Raw genomic sequence first — 14,685 nt, forward strand, 5'->3', positions numbered from 1 at the left:
CACGACGTCGTGGTCCGCGACCGGCTCACGGTCCGGCTGCGCGACCTCCTCGGGGACCACCGGGTCGTCGAGGTGCTGGGCACCGCCGGCGCCGGCAAGACCACGGCGGTCGTCCTCGCCCTCCGCGGCCTGGACCGCCCGGTCGCCTGGCTGACGCTGGACGGGACCGAGCAGGCCGCCGGCCGCCTCCTGGTCTATCTGGAGGCCGCGGTCGGTGCGCACGTGCCCGGCGCCGCGGACGTCGCCTCGGACGCGCTGAGCAGCAACCTCCAGATCGGCGAGGCCGCCGGGCTGCTCGCCGAGAGCCTCCAGGGCAGCGGCATGGTCGTAGTGTGCGACAACGTCGAGCGGGTGGCCGCCGACGAGGGCTGCCTCGCGGTCCTCTCCTCGTTCGCGAAGTACCTGCCGCCCGAGGTGAACCTGGTGCTGGTCTCGCGCGAGGACCTGCACCTCGACCTCGGATCGTCCGGTGAGCACCGGCTGGTCGGCCGGCTCACCGAGGAGGACCTGGCCTTCGACCGCGAGGAGGCCCGTTCCGCGCTCGTCTCGGTCGGCCGCGAGGACGCCGACCCGGACCGCGTGCTCGCCGCCACCGGCGGGTGGGTGACCGGCGTGCTCTTCGAGGGCTGGGCGCGCCCCGAGGCCGGCCCGACCGATCCGGACTCCGTGCGTGCCTACGTGTCGGCCAACATCTTCGGCTCGCTCACGCCGGCCGAGCAGACCTTCCTCGTCCACACCAGTCTCCTCGGCGAGGTGACGATCGACGGCGCCCGGTCGCTCGGCCAGGCGAACGCCGCGCAGCTCGTCGCCCGCCTGCGCCAGCGGCATCTCCCCGTGACCTGGTCGGCGGACCGCCAGCGGCTGACCCCGCACCCCGTCTTCCGGGACTTCCTGCGCGCGACGCTCGACAGCGAGGACGCGACGACGCGCGACCAGGTGCGGCGCCGGTACGCCGAGGTGCTGATCGCGCGTGGCGAGCGCGAGGAGGCCGTCGACGAGCTGCTGCGGCTCGGCGACCTGGATGCGGCCGGCCGCCTGGCCGCGGACGCCCTGCCCCATCTCGTGGCGCGGATGGACTTCTCGCTGGCGGCGCGATGGCTGGACACCCTCGGCGCGACGTCACAGCCTCCGAATCCCGTCATCGGGTCCGTCGTCCTGCGCGTGGCGTTCGCCCTCGAGCAGTGCGGCCGGGGCGTCGACCTCATCGACCGGTACGGCGACGCCTGGCTCCCCGCGCCGGGCGAGCCGGGCTTCGAGGAGGCGCACGTGCTCGCCGCGTGGTGCCTGTGGCACTCCGGCCGGCTGTCCGAGGCCCGGGTGATCGCCGGCCGGGTGCCCGAGGGGCGCAACCGCGAGATCGTCCAGACCCTGATCGGGCTCGCCGCCGACGAGCGCCCGCCCGAGCTCCCCCAGCTGTCGACGATGCCGTCGGGCCCGCTCGACGGCCTCCTGATGCGCCTGGCCTACATGCGGGGCCGCTTCGACGGGCTCGACGAGCCGGGCTCGTTCGACCCCTGGCGGACCATCCTGGGCGGTCCCTGGGTGGTCGCCGCGCTGCGCGCGACCGGGCGCCTCGACGAGGCCATGACGAAGTACGCCGAGCGCAGCGGCGCCGACCAGCCCGTCTGGCTCCACGCGATCGACGCCGTCGACCTGATGCTGGACGTCGGCCGGGCCGACGAGGCCTGGGCGCTGCTCCGGCACGGCAGGGAGCTGATCGCCACGACCGGCTCGGTGGTGTTCCACAACATGAGCCTGCTGGCGGAGGCGAAGCTCCTCCTCCGCCTGGAGCGGAACGCCCCGGCAGCGGACCGGGTCCTCGCCGACGCGGCGTCCGGCGGAGCGCTCGACTACGCCTTCACCCGCGACGCCTGGCGGCTGTGGTCCGGCCTGTCGCTGCTCCACCAGGACCGCGACACCGAGGCGCACGACCTGCTCGCCGCCTGCCTCGGCAGCATGAGACGCGGCGACCGGCAGCTCGACCTGCCGGCGGCCGCCGTCTACCTGGCCGAGGCACAGTGGCGCCTGGGCCTCGAGGACGAGTCGGACGAGACCGCGGAGTTCGCGATGGAGTGCGCCACCCAGCTCGGGTCGCAGCACCTGCTGCTGACCGCCCTCGCCGACATGCCGGCCGTCGCCACCCGGTCGGCCGACAATGTCGCGACCCGCACGTCGCCGTGGCACCGCGCCCTCGCGGTCCTCTCGGGACAGAGCCATGTCAGCGTCCACGTCGAGGCCCCCCGGCTCGTGCTGGAGGAGTTCGGCGACCCCGTCCTGACCGTCGACGGCGCCGTGGTGCAGCCCCGGCTGACGAAGAGCGTGGAGCTCCTCAGCTACCTGCTGGGCGCGCCCGCGCGCCGGGCCAGCCGCGTGGAGCTGCTCGGCGCCCTGTTCGGCGGTCGCAACGACGGTGCCGGGCGCAGCTACCTGCGACAGGCCCTCTACCGCCTGCGGGAGGTGCTGCCCGAGGAGCTGTCGCCCGCCCAGGACGGCGACGTCTTCAGCCTGGCCGGCCCGGACCTCGCACTGGGAACGGCCCAGCTCACCGTCGACCTCATCGCCCAGGCCGGTCGGCAGGACGGCACGACCCGTCTGGCGACGCTCGAGCGGGCCATCGCCGCGACCCGGTCCGGGCCGTTCCTGAAGTCGATGTCGGGGGAGTGGCTGAACCAGCGGCGCGAGGACCTGCGGGAGGCGCTCCTCGCCGCCCGGGTCGACGCGGCGACGATCGCCTACCAGCTCAGCCGGTACCGGGAGGCGAAGGGATGGATCGACGAGGTCCTGCAGGAGGATCCCTACCGCGAGCAGGCCTGGCAGCTGGCGATCAGGCTCGCCCAGGGGACCGGGAGCGACGACGCCGTGCTCGCGCTGTACCAGCGCTACGCCGCACGGATGCGGGAGCTGGGCGTCCCGCCGTCGGACGACGTACGACGCCTGGTGACGCAGTTCCGCCGGTGAGGACCGTGCCGATTTCGCCTCCATAAACATGTCCCTCCTCACACTCGGACTCCCAGTGTCGAGCCGTACGGAGGGCATCCATGCACACGACCTTCGCCCAGGACAGGCAGGCGACCTATCGCGGCGCGATGGCTCGCTTCACCACGGGCGTCACCATCATCACCACCCGCACGCCGGACGGCCCGGCGGGGATGACCGCCAGCGCCGTGGCCTCGGTCTCGCTGGACCCGCTGATGCTGCTGATCTGCGTCGGCAACGACCTGGCGAGCAGGGACGCCATCTCCGAGGCGGGCGCGTTCGCGGTGAGCGTCCTCGCGAACGGCCAGGAGCGCACCGCGCTGCGGTTCGCGAGCCGGTGCGACGACAAGTTCGCCGGCGTCGACTTCCGGTCCGACCACGGGCTGCCGGTCGTCGACGGCGCCGTCGCGCACTTCGCCTGCACGGTCCACGAGGAGGTGGCCGGGGGCGACCACACCATCTTCATCGGCGAGGTCGTCAGCTGCGCCTACGACGCCGAGTCCGACCCGCTCGTCTACTTCGGCGGCCGGTTCAACAGCCTCTGCGACCCCGAGTCGCACGCCCGCATGGCCTTCGAGTGGCAGCTCGCGGCCTCGCTCTGAGCAACGCGACCCCTGACCTCGTGACCACGCTGTCGGAGCCCGCCACGCTCCCCGAGCCGCTGGACCGGCTGCACCCCGGATCGTCGGCCGCCCGCGATCTCCGCGGCACTCCGCTCGTCGTCGGCGGGGCTCGCGTCGGCTCGGTCTACACCCGCCGCTCGGAGCCGTGGACCGGCGGCGGCGCGGCGCTCACCATCGGGCAGTTCGACGGGGTGCACCGCGGGCACCAGCACCTGCTGGGCCTGGCGGCGGAGGAGGCGGCGCGGCTGGGCGTGCTCCCCGGCGCGGTCACCTTCGACCGGCATCCGAGGTCGGTCCTCGACGCCGCCCAGGCGCCGCGCTTCCTGACCAGGGCCGACGACAAGGTGCAGCTCCTGCTCCACCACGGCGCCGCCTTCGTCGCGGTGCTGACGGCCACCGCGCCGCTCCTGCGGATGCGCCCGGGGGAGTTCGTCGAGGACGTGCTGCTCGGGGCGCTGGGCGCCCGCGGCGTCGTCGTCGGCCCGAACTTCCGGTTCGGTCACCGGGCCACCGGCGATGTCGCCGTCCTGCGGGAGTACGGCGCCGCCCACGGCTTCGACGTACGGGTCCCTGCCTTGGTCACGCGTGGCGGCGACGCGGTGTCGTCCAGCGCCGTGCGCGCGGCGATCGACGACGGAGCGATGCGTGCGGTCGCCGCGATGCTCGGCCGGCCGTACGAGGTCCGCGGGCTCCTGGTGCCCAACGCGAGGGGGAGGCTGGAGGTCACGTTGCCGCGCGCCGCCGCGACCCCGCCGCCGGACGTCGTCTCCTGGGTGCTGCGCTCGGCCGGCCGTGACGTCGTCCTCCGGTACGTCGAGCGGGGCGCGCCGTGGTGACCCCGGCCTCCTCGGTCGCCGCCCGGCGCTCGTGGGGCAGTGCGCTCCGCGAGGCGATGCGTCCGCCCTCGCTGAAGCGCTCGGCGATCGCCGCGGGGGTGGTCGGCACGACGCTGCTGATCGCGAACCTCGGCGGCCGTCTGGTCGCGGAGCCCTTCACGGTCGGTCTCGCCGTCAAGGTCTTCCTGACCTATGCGGTGCCGTGGGGCAATGCGACCGTCGGTATCGCCATGGGGCTGAGGGAGCAGGACGCGTGAGCGGCGTGCGCGGGCCGCTCCCGCGGTCAGGAGCTCAACGACGGCAGGTGCGTCACCGAGCCCGGCGGGACGGGGACGTCGTGCCCGCGGACGTCGTCGCGGCGCCCGACGACGACCCAGATCGCGACGCAGTCCCCGGTGCCGTCGTTGCTCAGCCGGTGCGGCGTCATCGAGTCGAAGGTGATCGCGTCGCCGGCCGTCATCGCGTAGCTCTCGAACCCGACCTGCACGGTCAGGCTGCCGGAGACCACGAAGCCGTACTCGTGCCCGCCGTGGCGCATCATGTCCTCCTCCGGGCACGATGCGCTGCCGGGCGCGTAGGTGACGTGCAGGAAGTCGACCTGCGGGTCGGCCGCCTGGGTCAGCCGCTCCCACACCACGCCGGGGAACTGGATCCGCGCCCGTCCCTCCGCGGGCTGCAGCGGCTGGTCCACCCGGAACCCGCGCGCGGGGGCGCCCGAGGCCCGTCCGCCCGCCGGCTGCTCGGTCCCCGGGCCCTGCTCGGCCATCAGCTGGTCGATCGAGAGGCCCAGCACGTCGACCAGCGCGTAGAGCGTGCCGACGCTGGCGTTGGCCTTGTTGCGCTCGAGCTGGGAGATGAAGCTGGGCGACACGCCGATGCGGCGCGCGAGCTCGCGCAGCGACATCCCCTGCGCCTCGCGTGCGGCGCGGACGTTCGGGCCGATCAGGTCGACGGGCGCTGCTCCGTCGACGGGCTCGCTGCTGGTCATCGGCACCTTCCTCCGGTCTGCGCGACGGTCGATGAGGCCGCGCTGTTCAGCACTGGAAAACACTAGCGCAGGACCTCTGCCGAGGATGCGCTCCTCTTCCTCCGTCCGCCAAGGGCGGGCAAGGCACACGGCGTCGCAGATTCTCTTGACAAAGTGTGAAGTAGCACTCAACATCATGAATACCCACTGAACGCTGCGGGGTCCGCGGCGGAATGACTCGCAAGGAGCTGGAGAGCATGCACGACAGCCTGTGGCAGCCGATCAAGGTCGGCGGCCTGGACCTCGACCACCGGATCGTCATGGCGCCGATGACCCGCAACCGGTCGACGCCGGAGGGCGTCCCGAACCCGATGAACGTCGAGTACTACGCGCAGCGCGCGGGAGCGACGGCGCTGATCATCACCGAGGGGACGCAGCCGTCGGACGACGGCCAGGGCTACCTGCTGACCCCCGGCATCTACACCGCCGCCCAGATCAACGGCTGGCGCAAGGTCACCGACGCCGTCCACGACGCCGGGGGCCGGATCTTCATCCAGCTCATGCACGTCGGACGCGTCGGGCACCCGGTCAACACCCCGCACGGCCGCACGCCCATCGCGCCGTCCCCGGTCCGGGCGGCCGGCACGATCGTCACCTACGACGGACCGCTCGAGCTCCCGGTCCCGCGCGAGATCGACACCGCCGAGATCCCCGGCGTGGTCGACGACTACCGCCGCGCCGCGGCCGCGGCCATGGAGGCCGGCGCCGACGGCGTCGAGATCCACGGAGCCAACGGCTACCTGATCCACCAGTTCCTGGCGCCGAACACCAACCTGCGCACCGACGAGTACGGCGGGTCCGACGAGAACAAGGCACGGTTCGCGCTCGAGGTGGCCCAGGCCGTCGCCGCCGAGATCGGTGCGGAGCGCACCGGGTTCCGCATCGCGCCCGGCAACCCGTTCAACGACATCCAGGAGACCGACCCGCGGTCCCTCTACCTCCACCTGGTCGAGCAGCTCGCCGGCCTCGACCTCGCCTACCTGCACCTGGTCCGCCCGGCCGACGACGACTTCGTCAAGGCGATCCGCGCGGCGTGGCCGAACCCGCTGATCGTCAACCACGCCCGCCAGCCACTGGAGCCGCGCCTGGACGACCTGGCGAACGGTCTGGCGGACATCCTGTCGCTGGGCGCCCTGCACATCGCGAACCCGGACCTCGCCGTCCGGCTCAAGGGCGGCCACCCGCTGAACCAGCCGGACCCGGACACCTTCTACGGCGGCGACAGCCGGGGCTACATCGACTACCCCGCGCTCGACGCCTGAGGACCGACGGGAGCTCCTGTGCGCTCCCGTCCACCGCACGATGTCGTGCGGCGCGCGAGGTGACGAGACCCGGACCGCTCGTCACCTCGCGCATCAGCTCACCCGTACCAGCAACAGCAAGCAGATCGAGGAACACCGACGATGGCGATCGCCACCACCAACCCCGCGACGGGACGCGTCGAGCGCACCTTCGAGGAGCACGACGCGGCCGAGGTCGAGCGGCGGCTCCAGCTCGCCGAGCAGGCGAGCTGGGAGCTGCGCCGTACCTCGTACGCGCAGCGCTCGGCCTGGCTGCACGCCGCCGCCGGCCTGCTCGAGGAGGAGGCGGAGCAGACGGCGCGGATCCTGACGACGGAGATGGGCAAGACCATCTCCCAGGCCCGTGCCGAGGTCGCGAAGTGCGCCAAGGGACTGCGGTTCTACGCCGACCACGGCGCGGCGATGCTGGCCGACTCGCCGTTGGACGACGCGAGCGTCGTCGGCGCCGAGCGGGCGTGGACGCGGTACGAGCCATTGGGGCCGGTGCTCGCCGTGATGCCCTGGAACTACCCGTTGTGGCAGGTCGTCCGGTTCGCCGCACCGGCCCTGATGGCCGGTAACGCGGGCCTGCTCAAGCACGCGTCCAACGTCCCCCAGGCCGCGCTGTACCTCGACTCCCTGTTCGAGCGCTCCGGCTTCCCCTCGGGTGCGTTCCAGACGCTGATGATCGGCGCGGCGCGGGTGGACGGGGTCATCCGGGACCACCGGGTCCGGGCGGTGACCCTCACCGGGTCCGAGCCGGCCGGCCGCTCGGTGGCGGCGGCCGCCGGCGCGGAGGTCAAGAAGGTCGTCCTCGAGCTGGGCGGAGCCGATCCCTTCATCGTCCTGCCCAGCGCCGACCTGGACCGGGCCGCGGCGACCGCCGTCGCGGCCCGGGTGGTCAACAACGGGCAGTCGTGCATCGCCGCGAAGCGGTTCATCGTGCACCAGGACGTCTACGACGAGTTCGTCGCGGCCTTCGTCAAGCAGATGGGCGGGCTGCGCGTCGGCGACCCCCTCGACGAGGCCACGGACGTCGGCCCGATCGCCACCGAGGCGGGGCGCCGCGACCTGGTCGAGCTGGTGGCCGACGCGATCGAGGCCGGCGCGACCGCCACGGTCGGCCAGACCGTGCCGGGCGACGGCTGGTACTACCCACCGACGGTCCTCGAGGACGTCACCGACCGGATGCGGGTCTACCGGGAGGAGACGTTCGGGCCGGTGGCGACGGTGCTCCGGGCGACCGACGCCGATCATGCGCTCGCGATCGCCAACGACACCTCGTTCGGGCTGAGCTCCTCGGTGTGGACCTCGGACCAGGAGGAGGCGGACCGCTTCATCGCCGGGCTCGAGGCCGGGGCCGTGTTCGTGAACGGGATGACGATCTCCTATCCCGAGCTGCCGTTCGGCGGCATCAAGGACTCGGGCATCGGCCGCGAGCTCGCCGCCGAGGGGATCAGGGAGTTCTGCAACCTGAAGACCGTCTGGACCGCGTCATGACGGCGATCGGGTTCCTCGGGCTGGGGTCGATGGGGAGCGCCATCGCGTCGAACCTGCTCCGGCAGGGCATCGACGTCGTCGTCTGGAACCGCTCCCCGGAGCGGGTGGCGCCGCTCGTCGCCCTCGGCGCGCGGGCCGCGGACTCGGCCGAGGAGGCGCTGCGGCAGCCGGTGTCCATCTCGATGCTCGCCAACGACGACGCGGTCGACCAGGTGCTGACCCCCGACGCGCTGACGGCCGCCGCGGGCTGCATCCACCTCTGCACCGCGTCCATCAGCCCCGGGCGTCGGACCGGCTCGAGCAGATCTGCCGCGAGCGGGGCGTCTCGTACGTGGCGGCGCCGGTGCTGGGACGCCCGGAGGTGGCCGCCCGCGGCGACCTCAACGTCGTCGCCGCCGGTCCCGCGGACGTGATCGACCAGGTGCAGCCCGTGCTCGACGTCGTCGGCTGCCGGACCTGGCGCGTCGGCGAGGTGCCCCGGACCGCGAACGTGGTCAAGGTGGCGGTGAACTACAACATCATCCACGCGCTCCACGCGCTGGGTGAGTCGGTGTCGCTCGTCGAGCGGCACGGCGGCTCGGCGGCCGAGTTCACCGAGCTGCTCAGCAGCACGATGTTCGGCGGGGTCGTGCACCAGGTGTACGGCCGCATCATCGCCGAGAGGAGCTACTGGCCCGCGGGGTTCACCCTCGAGCTGGGGCTCAAGGACCTGGAGCTCGCCGCCGTGACGGCCGAGGAGGCCGGCGTCGAGCTCCCCTCGGTCGACGTCCTCCGCTCCGTCTTCGCGGACGCCCTCCGGGACGTCGTACCTCCGGGCGCGGACTGGTCGGCGATCGCCGAGGTCACCCGCACCCCGCCCGAGGGGCCCTGACCTCCGCCCGTCGACCGGTCCTCACCCTTCCCGGTCGACGGGCGGTGACCCACCGCTTCGGCAGCAACCCACCCTCTCCGCGCAACCGGGCGACGGGGAGCATCCAGAGGAGCACCAGATGTTGAGCAGCACCGCGAGCACCGGAACGAACGCCGTCGACTGGGAGGAGCGCATCGACTTCGACCGGCTGCGCAGCGAGCGCCTGGCGCGGCTCAAGGCCGAGCTCGAGGCCTCGGAGTGCGGTGCCGTCCTCGCGTTCGACTTCTCCAACATCCGCTACATGAGCGCCACCCACATCGGCACCTGGGCGATGGACAAGCTGATCCGGTTCAGCCTGCTCACCCGGCGCACCGACCCCGTGGTGTGGGACTTCGGGTCGGCGGCCAAGCACCACCTGCTGTACAACCCCTGGCTGTCCGAGACCACGGCGGAGGCGGACGCCGACCCGCACGCCCCGCACCACGGCGCCGTCCGGCCCCGCCTCGAGACCGGCGCCCGCGCCGGCATCTCCACCCTGCGCGGCGCCTTCAGCCCCGACGCGGAGATCGCCCGCTCGGTCGCCCGGAAGATCAAGCGGGAGCTGGAGAAGTTCGGCCTCCAGAACGAGCCGCTCGGCGTCGACGTCATCGAGATGCCGGTCCTGTTCGCCCTCCAGGACGAGGGCATCGAGGTGGTCGACGCCCAGCAGATCTTCATGGAGGCCCGCCGCGTCAAGACCCACGACGAGATCGCGCTGCTCACCCAGGCCGCCTCGATGGTGGACGCGGCGTACGAGGACCTCTACCGGTTCCTCCGCCCCGGGGTCAGGGAGAACGAGTGCGTCGGCCTGGTCGCCAAGACCCTCTACGACCTGGGCTCGGAGTACGTCGAGGGCGTCAACGCCATCAGCGGCGAGCGGTGCTCGCCGCACCCGCATGTCTTCTCCGACCGGCTGATCCGGCCCGGCGACCCCGCCTTCTTCGACATCCTGCACAGCTTCAACGGCTACCGCACCTGCTACTACCGGACCTTCGCCGTCGGCTCGGCGAGCCGGGCGCAGCACGACGCGTACAAGCGGGCGCGCGAGTACATGGACCACGCCATCGCGCTGGTGCGCCCCGGCGCCACCACGGCCGACATCGTCTCGGTCTGGCCGACCGCCCAGGAGTTCGGCTTCCCCGACGAGGAGGCGGCGTTCGCCCTCCAGTACGGCCACGGCGTCGGGCTGTCGATCTGGGAGAAGCCGATCTTCTCCCGCCTCGTCTCCCTCGACCACCCGGAGGTGCTCGAGGAGGGCATGGTCTTCGCCCTGGAGACCTACTGGCCCTCGGCGGACGGCGTCGGCGCCGCCCGCATCGAGGAGGAGGTCGTCGTCACGGCGGACGGGTGCAAGGTGATCACCAAGTTCCCCGCCGAGGACCTCATCGTCGCCGGCCGCAAGTACTACGCCGTGGGCGGCGAGCTGCCCACCCTGCGCGACGCCCAGTCCCACCTGAACACCGAGGCGGGGCGCGGCGGCATCCCCGGATGAGATCCGGGACGACGATCCGCGGCGGAGCGGAAGATCACGCGTTCGCGTGATGTGGGGCCGGGCCGGCTCCGGCGACGATGCGGTGACCGGCGGATCGACCGGCGGGACGAACGAGAGGACGGTGGCCATGGGCTCCGCTTCCGGCACGGCGTTCGTCACCCCCGCCGGGCTGCGCGGTAGGTCGTACCGCCGGCCCGGTGCCGAGGCGTCCGGCCGGCCGGTGGTCGCGATCGGGCAGTTCGACGGCGTCCACCTGGGCCATCGGCTCCTGCTCGACGAGGCGAGGCGGCGTGCGACCGCGATCGGCGCCCCGGCAGGGGCGGTCACCTTCGATCGCCATCCGCTGCAGGTGCTCGCGCCCGGAGCGGCACCTGTCGAGCTGACCTCGCTCGACGAGAGGATCGCGCTCCTGCTCGACGCGGGCCTCGACCTCGTCGTCGTCCTCGAGGTGGGGCACGCGCTGCTCGCGACCGAGCCGCGGGAGTTCGTCGACGACGTGCTCTCCGGCACCCTGGACGTGGCGGCGGTCGTGGTCGGGACCAACTTCAGGTTCGGCCGGGGAGCGACGGGCGATCCGTCGACGCTGCGGGCGCTGGGCCCGGGCCGCGGGTTCGACGTGGTCTGCCCGGAGCTCGCGCTGCACGGCGAGGACGCCATCTCCTCCACCAGGATCAGGGCCGCCATCGGCGCGGGCCGACTCGACGGGGCGGCGGCGATGCTCGGCCCGTCCTTCGCCACGACCATGACCGCGACCGGACGGAGAGGAATGCGATGAGCGCGAGGATCGAGGTACGGACGGAGGGCGCGACCCGCGTCCTCACGATCGACAACGGCGAGAGGAACCTCCTCGACCCGCCGTTGATGGACCAGCTGCGATCGCTGCTGCTGGAGGCGGACACGGATGAGCAGGTCCATGCGATCCTGCTCACCGGCGCCGGGGACACCTACTGCGGCGGGCTGGACATCGCCGCGATCAAGCAGGGCGCCGACCCCCGCGACTTCGCCCTCACGCTCGCGGAGCTGCTGCGGACCATCCCCAGGCTGGGCGTGCCGGTCGCGTCGGCGGTCAACGGCGACGGCCTCGCGTCCGGCGCGTCCTTGGTGGCGGCCTCCGACTACGCCGTCGCCGCGGAGCACGCGCGGATCGGCACCGTGGAGGTCAGTGCCGGCCTGTGGCCGATGATCGCCCAGGTGCCCGTCATCCATCGGCTCGGCGCGCGCCGCGCGATCGAGAACGTCGGCTCGGGTGAGCCGTTCACCGCGGCCCGCGCGCGGGAGCTGGGCCTGGTCCAGCAGGTCGTGGCCGCGGGCGACGAGGTCGCTGCGGCCCTGGCCTGGCTGGAGAGCGCCTCGCGCGCCCCAGGTGCCGCCCGCGACGGGCGACCGTCCCTCTACGAGTTCGCGGACATGTCGTACGACGACGCGCTGGATGCGTCCGTGCCGCGGTTCCTGGCACTGTTCGACTGAGTCGGTGAATGCAGGCTGAGCCTGTATTCACCGATCTGCGGCGTAGCGAGCGTCACCAGATGGGTGCGATGGCAAGGCGTAGGCGCGACGGCGGTCTGGTTGCACCATCGAGCGTCTGCAACGCAGCCAGCGCGCCCATGTGGTGGCGCGCAGTAGCCGCAGATCGGTGAATGCAGGCTGAGGTCCGCCTGCTGACGGATCGGGACCGTCGTCGTCCGCGAGGAGCTCACTCCTCCAGCAGGCCGCGTCCGGTCTCGTTCCGTTGCAGGGCCAGCCTGGTCAGCTCGACGCGGGTGTTGATGTCGAGCTTGGTGAAGACGTGGCGCAAGTGGGTGCCGACGGTGTGGATCGAGACCTGGAGCAGGGACGCGATCGCCCGGTTGGTGTGTCCGGCCACGACGAGCGAGGCGACCCTGAGCTCCGACGCCGTCAGGCTGTCCCATCCGGTGGCCGGGGCACCGCCGGCGCCGCGGGCCTGTGGCCGGTGCGCCTGCTGTCTCGTCGTGGCCTTCAGCGCCTCGACCACCACGGCCTGGTCGCTCGCCACGTGCGCGATCTCGTCGAACGCGCGACGGAGCGGCCCGCTCTCGGGGCCGTCCGCGACCAGCATCGGCCACAGTCGTGGCGGCAGGGACATGATCCGTGCGGTGTTGGCGTACCGATGCAGCCAGGGGCGGCCGGCCTGCGCCTCGCTGCCACCGAGCCGGATCAGCGCGGCGGCGGTCCAGATGTCGTAGGTCCGCGGTCGTGCGGGCAGGGTCGCGTCCGCCATCAGCCGGCGCGCGCGACTGACGTTCCCCCGGTCCGCCTCGACGATGCTGAGGACCGACCGGCTCATCGGGACGTACCTGGCGATCTCGAGGGCATCGGCGACGTGGATCGCCGTCTCGGCCTCCGCGGCCGCGTCGTCGAGCTCCTCGAGCAGCCACCGCTCGATGGCCCGCACGGTGTGCCAGTACGGCACCGACCAGACGAAGCCCCGCCGTTCCGCCTGGCGCTGGCCGGCGAGGAGGAGCTCCGATGCCTCCGACGCCCGGTCGCTCGACAGCATGACCGTGGCGAGCCACAGCTCCGGGATGCGAGGAGCCGGCAGGGGGCGGGCGGCGGACACCTCGAAGGAGTGAGCGGCGCGCTCGGCCAGCTCGAGCGCCGTACTCACCTGGCCCTTGCTGAACGCGAGCTGGGACCTGAAGAGCCCGGCGCTGAGCTCGACGGCCGGATCGTCGCTGAGCTCGATGGACTCGGCCAGCACCTCCGACAGTCGCGTGGCCGCGTCGACCTCGCCCAGGTTCACGTGGCCGACGGCCCGGGTCTTCAGGAGCGCGATCCGCAGCTGGTCGTCGGTTCCGGGCAGTGCGAGCGCCCGGTCGACATGATCCATCGCATCCGCGTCGTCGCCGGCCGCCTGGTGCAGGTGGGCGGCGACGAGTCGCAGTCTCGCCTCGTCCTGGTCGCTCAGGCCCGCCGTACGACGCTGCTCCACGAGGGCGAGCGCCTCGCCCACACGACTGGTGTTCCCGAGGTCGCGCGCGGCCGACGTGACGAACTCGATGTGGTGCGGGTCGTAGGGGTCGAAGAGCCGACTGACCCGGAGCGCGAGCTCGGCGGCGTCCTCGGGCGCCACCGGAGACAGGCGGGCGATCGCGGCGCGGATCAGGGCCAGCTCGTCCTCGCTGAGATGCCGGGTCGAGCGGATCAGGTGCCAGACGGCGTCGGACTCCGAGCCCGGGCGCCGGAGCTCACGGGCGACGTCGTGATGGAGGGCGCGACGGACCGGGTCCGACAGGCCGGCGTAGATGTCGGTGCGGAGGCTCGGGTCGGCGAAGCGCAGGCGCGGTCCGGCGTCGGCGAGAACACCGCTCTGCAGGGCGTCGTCCACCTCGCCCAGCAGGCTGCCGACCGTCCGCTCGAGGACTCGGGCGACCACGTCGAGGTCGAACTCGACGCCCACCACGGCGGCGACCTGCAGGAAGGCCAGCGGCATCGAGGCGACCACGCGCTGATCCGTCGGGTCGTGGCGGGGAAGCGTGTAGGTCTTCAGGCGTCGGAGCACGGAGAGCACCCGGTCGCCCCTGCGTGAGCCGGGGCTGACGCCGACGACCCAGCAGATGGGGAGGTGCCGAAGCGGCTCGGGCAGCGTCCGGAGCGACTGGAGGGTGACCGGGTCCGTCCACCGTAGGTCCTCGATGATGACGACGACCGGCCTGCTCCGCGAGAGCGCCTCGAGCATCTCCGCCGTACGGTCGCTCTGCAGGCCGTCCTCGTGCAGCGCGGAGGTCGCGATCGTCGCCAGCTCCTCCAGCAGCCTCGAGCGCGAGGAGACCTCGTCGGTCTCGACCGCGGCGACGCTGACGGTGGCGAAGCCGAGATCGCCCGCCACGGCTCTGACGTCGTCGAAGGCGTCGGCATCGCGCGTGCGCTCGTCGAGCTCCACGACGAGCGCAGCGGATGCGCCGACCTCGAGATGCCGGAGGGCCTCGGCGACCTTGGGAGGAGGGACCGGAGGCATGCCCCCAGCATGAGCCACAGCAGGGTCCACCGGCGGAGGTCCGGGGATTTTCACCCAGGTGATCGGAAGGGGACGCGGCCGGCGCT

General features: G+C 72.7%; 13 protein-coding genes. 11 read left to right on the forward strand and 2 right to left on the reverse strand.

The window, feature by feature from the left end; genetic code table 11:
• The first annotated feature begins 9 nt into the window (after nucleotides 1–9).
• The 4 genes from FIV44_RS17975 (at nucleotide 10) to FIV44_RS17990 (ending at nucleotide 4,692) form a co-directional block, all read left to right on the forward strand.
• Nucleotides 10–2,958, forward strand: a complete 2,949-nt coding sequence (locus FIV44_RS17975) for an AfsR/SARP family transcriptional regulator (RefSeq protein ID WP_219996068.1) — start codon at nucleotides 10–12, stop codon at nucleotides 2,956–2,958.
• Between the two features lie 80 nt (nucleotides 2,959–3,038).
• Nucleotides 3,039–3,578: a flavin reductase family protein gene (locus tag FIV44_RS17980; RefSeq protein WP_141005636.1), complete on the forward strand. Its 540-nt coding sequence runs from the start codon at nucleotides 3,039–3,041 to the stop codon at nucleotides 3,576–3,578.
• Between the two features lie 20 nt (nucleotides 3,579–3,598).
• On the forward strand, nucleotides 3,599–4,435 hold the full coding sequence (locus FIV44_RS17985; RefSeq protein ID WP_181410673.1) for a bifunctional riboflavin kinase/FAD synthetase: 837 nt from the start codon (nucleotides 3,599–3,601) through the stop codon (nucleotides 4,433–4,435).
• The gene (locus FIV44_RS17990; RefSeq protein WP_141005638.1) at nucleotides 4,429–4,692 is read left to right on the forward strand and encodes a hypothetical protein; all 264 of its coding nucleotides are present in this window, start codon (nucleotides 4,429–4,431) and stop codon (nucleotides 4,690–4,692) included. Before FIV44_RS17985 ends, FIV44_RS17990 begins: the two co-directional genes overlap by 7 nt.
• A gap of 26 nt (nucleotides 4,693–4,718) precedes the next feature.
• Here the strand turns inward: FIV44_RS17990 and FIV44_RS17995 are convergent, their stop codons facing one another.
• Entirely contained in the window at nucleotides 4,719–5,423 is a 705-nt protein-coding gene (locus tag FIV44_RS17995) for a helix-turn-helix domain-containing protein (protein WP_141005639.1), read from the reverse strand.
• A gap of 236 nt (nucleotides 5,424–5,659) precedes the next feature.
• Here FIV44_RS17995 and FIV44_RS18000 point away from each other — a divergent pair, with 236 nt between their 5' ends.
• The 7 genes from FIV44_RS18000 to FIV44_RS18025 all read left to right on the forward strand — a co-directional run bounded on the left by FIV44_RS18000 (nucleotide 5,660) and on the right by FIV44_RS18025 (nucleotide 12,090).
• Entirely contained in the window at nucleotides 5,660–6,724 is a 1,065-nt protein-coding gene (locus tag FIV44_RS18000; RefSeq protein WP_141005640.1) for an alkene reductase, read from the forward strand.
• Nucleotides 6,725–6,865: 141 nt separating this feature from the next.
• Nucleotides 6,866–8,242, forward strand: a complete 1,377-nt coding sequence (locus FIV44_RS18005) for an NADP-dependent succinic semialdehyde dehydrogenase (RefSeq protein ID WP_141005641.1) — start codon at nucleotides 6,866–6,868, stop codon at nucleotides 8,240–8,242.
• Nucleotides 8,239–8,655: an NAD(P)-binding domain-containing protein gene (locus FIV44_RS31435; RefSeq protein WP_219996069.1), complete on the forward strand. Its 417-nt coding sequence runs from the start codon at nucleotides 8,239–8,241 to the stop codon at nucleotides 8,653–8,655. Before FIV44_RS18005 ends, FIV44_RS31435 begins: the two co-directional genes overlap by 4 nt.
• Complete coding sequence (locus tag FIV44_RS31440; RefSeq protein ID WP_281285740.1) at nucleotides 8,574–9,113, forward strand: NAD(P)-dependent oxidoreductase; 540 nt, start codon at nucleotides 8,574–8,576, stop codon at nucleotides 9,111–9,113. The genes FIV44_RS31435 and FIV44_RS31440 overlap by 82 nt, the downstream gene beginning before the upstream one ends.
• 118 nt (nucleotides 9,114–9,231) lie before the next feature.
• Complete coding sequence (locus tag FIV44_RS18015; protein WP_141005642.1) at nucleotides 9,232–10,623, forward strand: M24 family metallopeptidase; 1,392 nt, start codon at nucleotides 9,232–9,234, stop codon at nucleotides 10,621–10,623.
• Between the two features lie 127 nt (nucleotides 10,624–10,750).
• Nucleotides 10,751–11,398, forward strand: coding sequence for an FAD synthetase family protein (locus FIV44_RS18020; RefSeq protein ID WP_181410674.1), 648 nt, complete (start codon nucleotides 10,751–10,753; stop codon nucleotides 11,396–11,398).
• Nucleotides 11,395–12,090, forward strand: coding sequence for an enoyl-CoA hydratase/isomerase family protein (locus FIV44_RS18025; protein WP_141005644.1), 696 nt, complete (start codon nucleotides 11,395–11,397; stop codon nucleotides 12,088–12,090). Before FIV44_RS18020 ends, FIV44_RS18025 begins: the two co-directional genes overlap by 4 nt.
• 226 nt (nucleotides 12,091–12,316) lie before the next feature.
• On the opposite strand, the gene FIV44_RS18030 is transcribed toward FIV44_RS18025, so the two are convergent.
• A complete protein-coding gene (locus tag FIV44_RS18030) occupies nucleotides 12,317–14,599 on the reverse strand; it encodes a LuxR family transcriptional regulator (protein ID WP_141005645.1) in 2,283 nt (760 codons plus the stop codon).
• Between the last annotated feature and the right edge of the window lie 86 nt (nucleotides 14,600–14,685).

The organism is Nocardioides humi, from assembly GCF_006494775.1.
GTDB lineage: Bacteria > Actinomycetota > Actinomycetes > Propionibacteriales > Nocardioidaceae > Nocardioides > Nocardioides humi.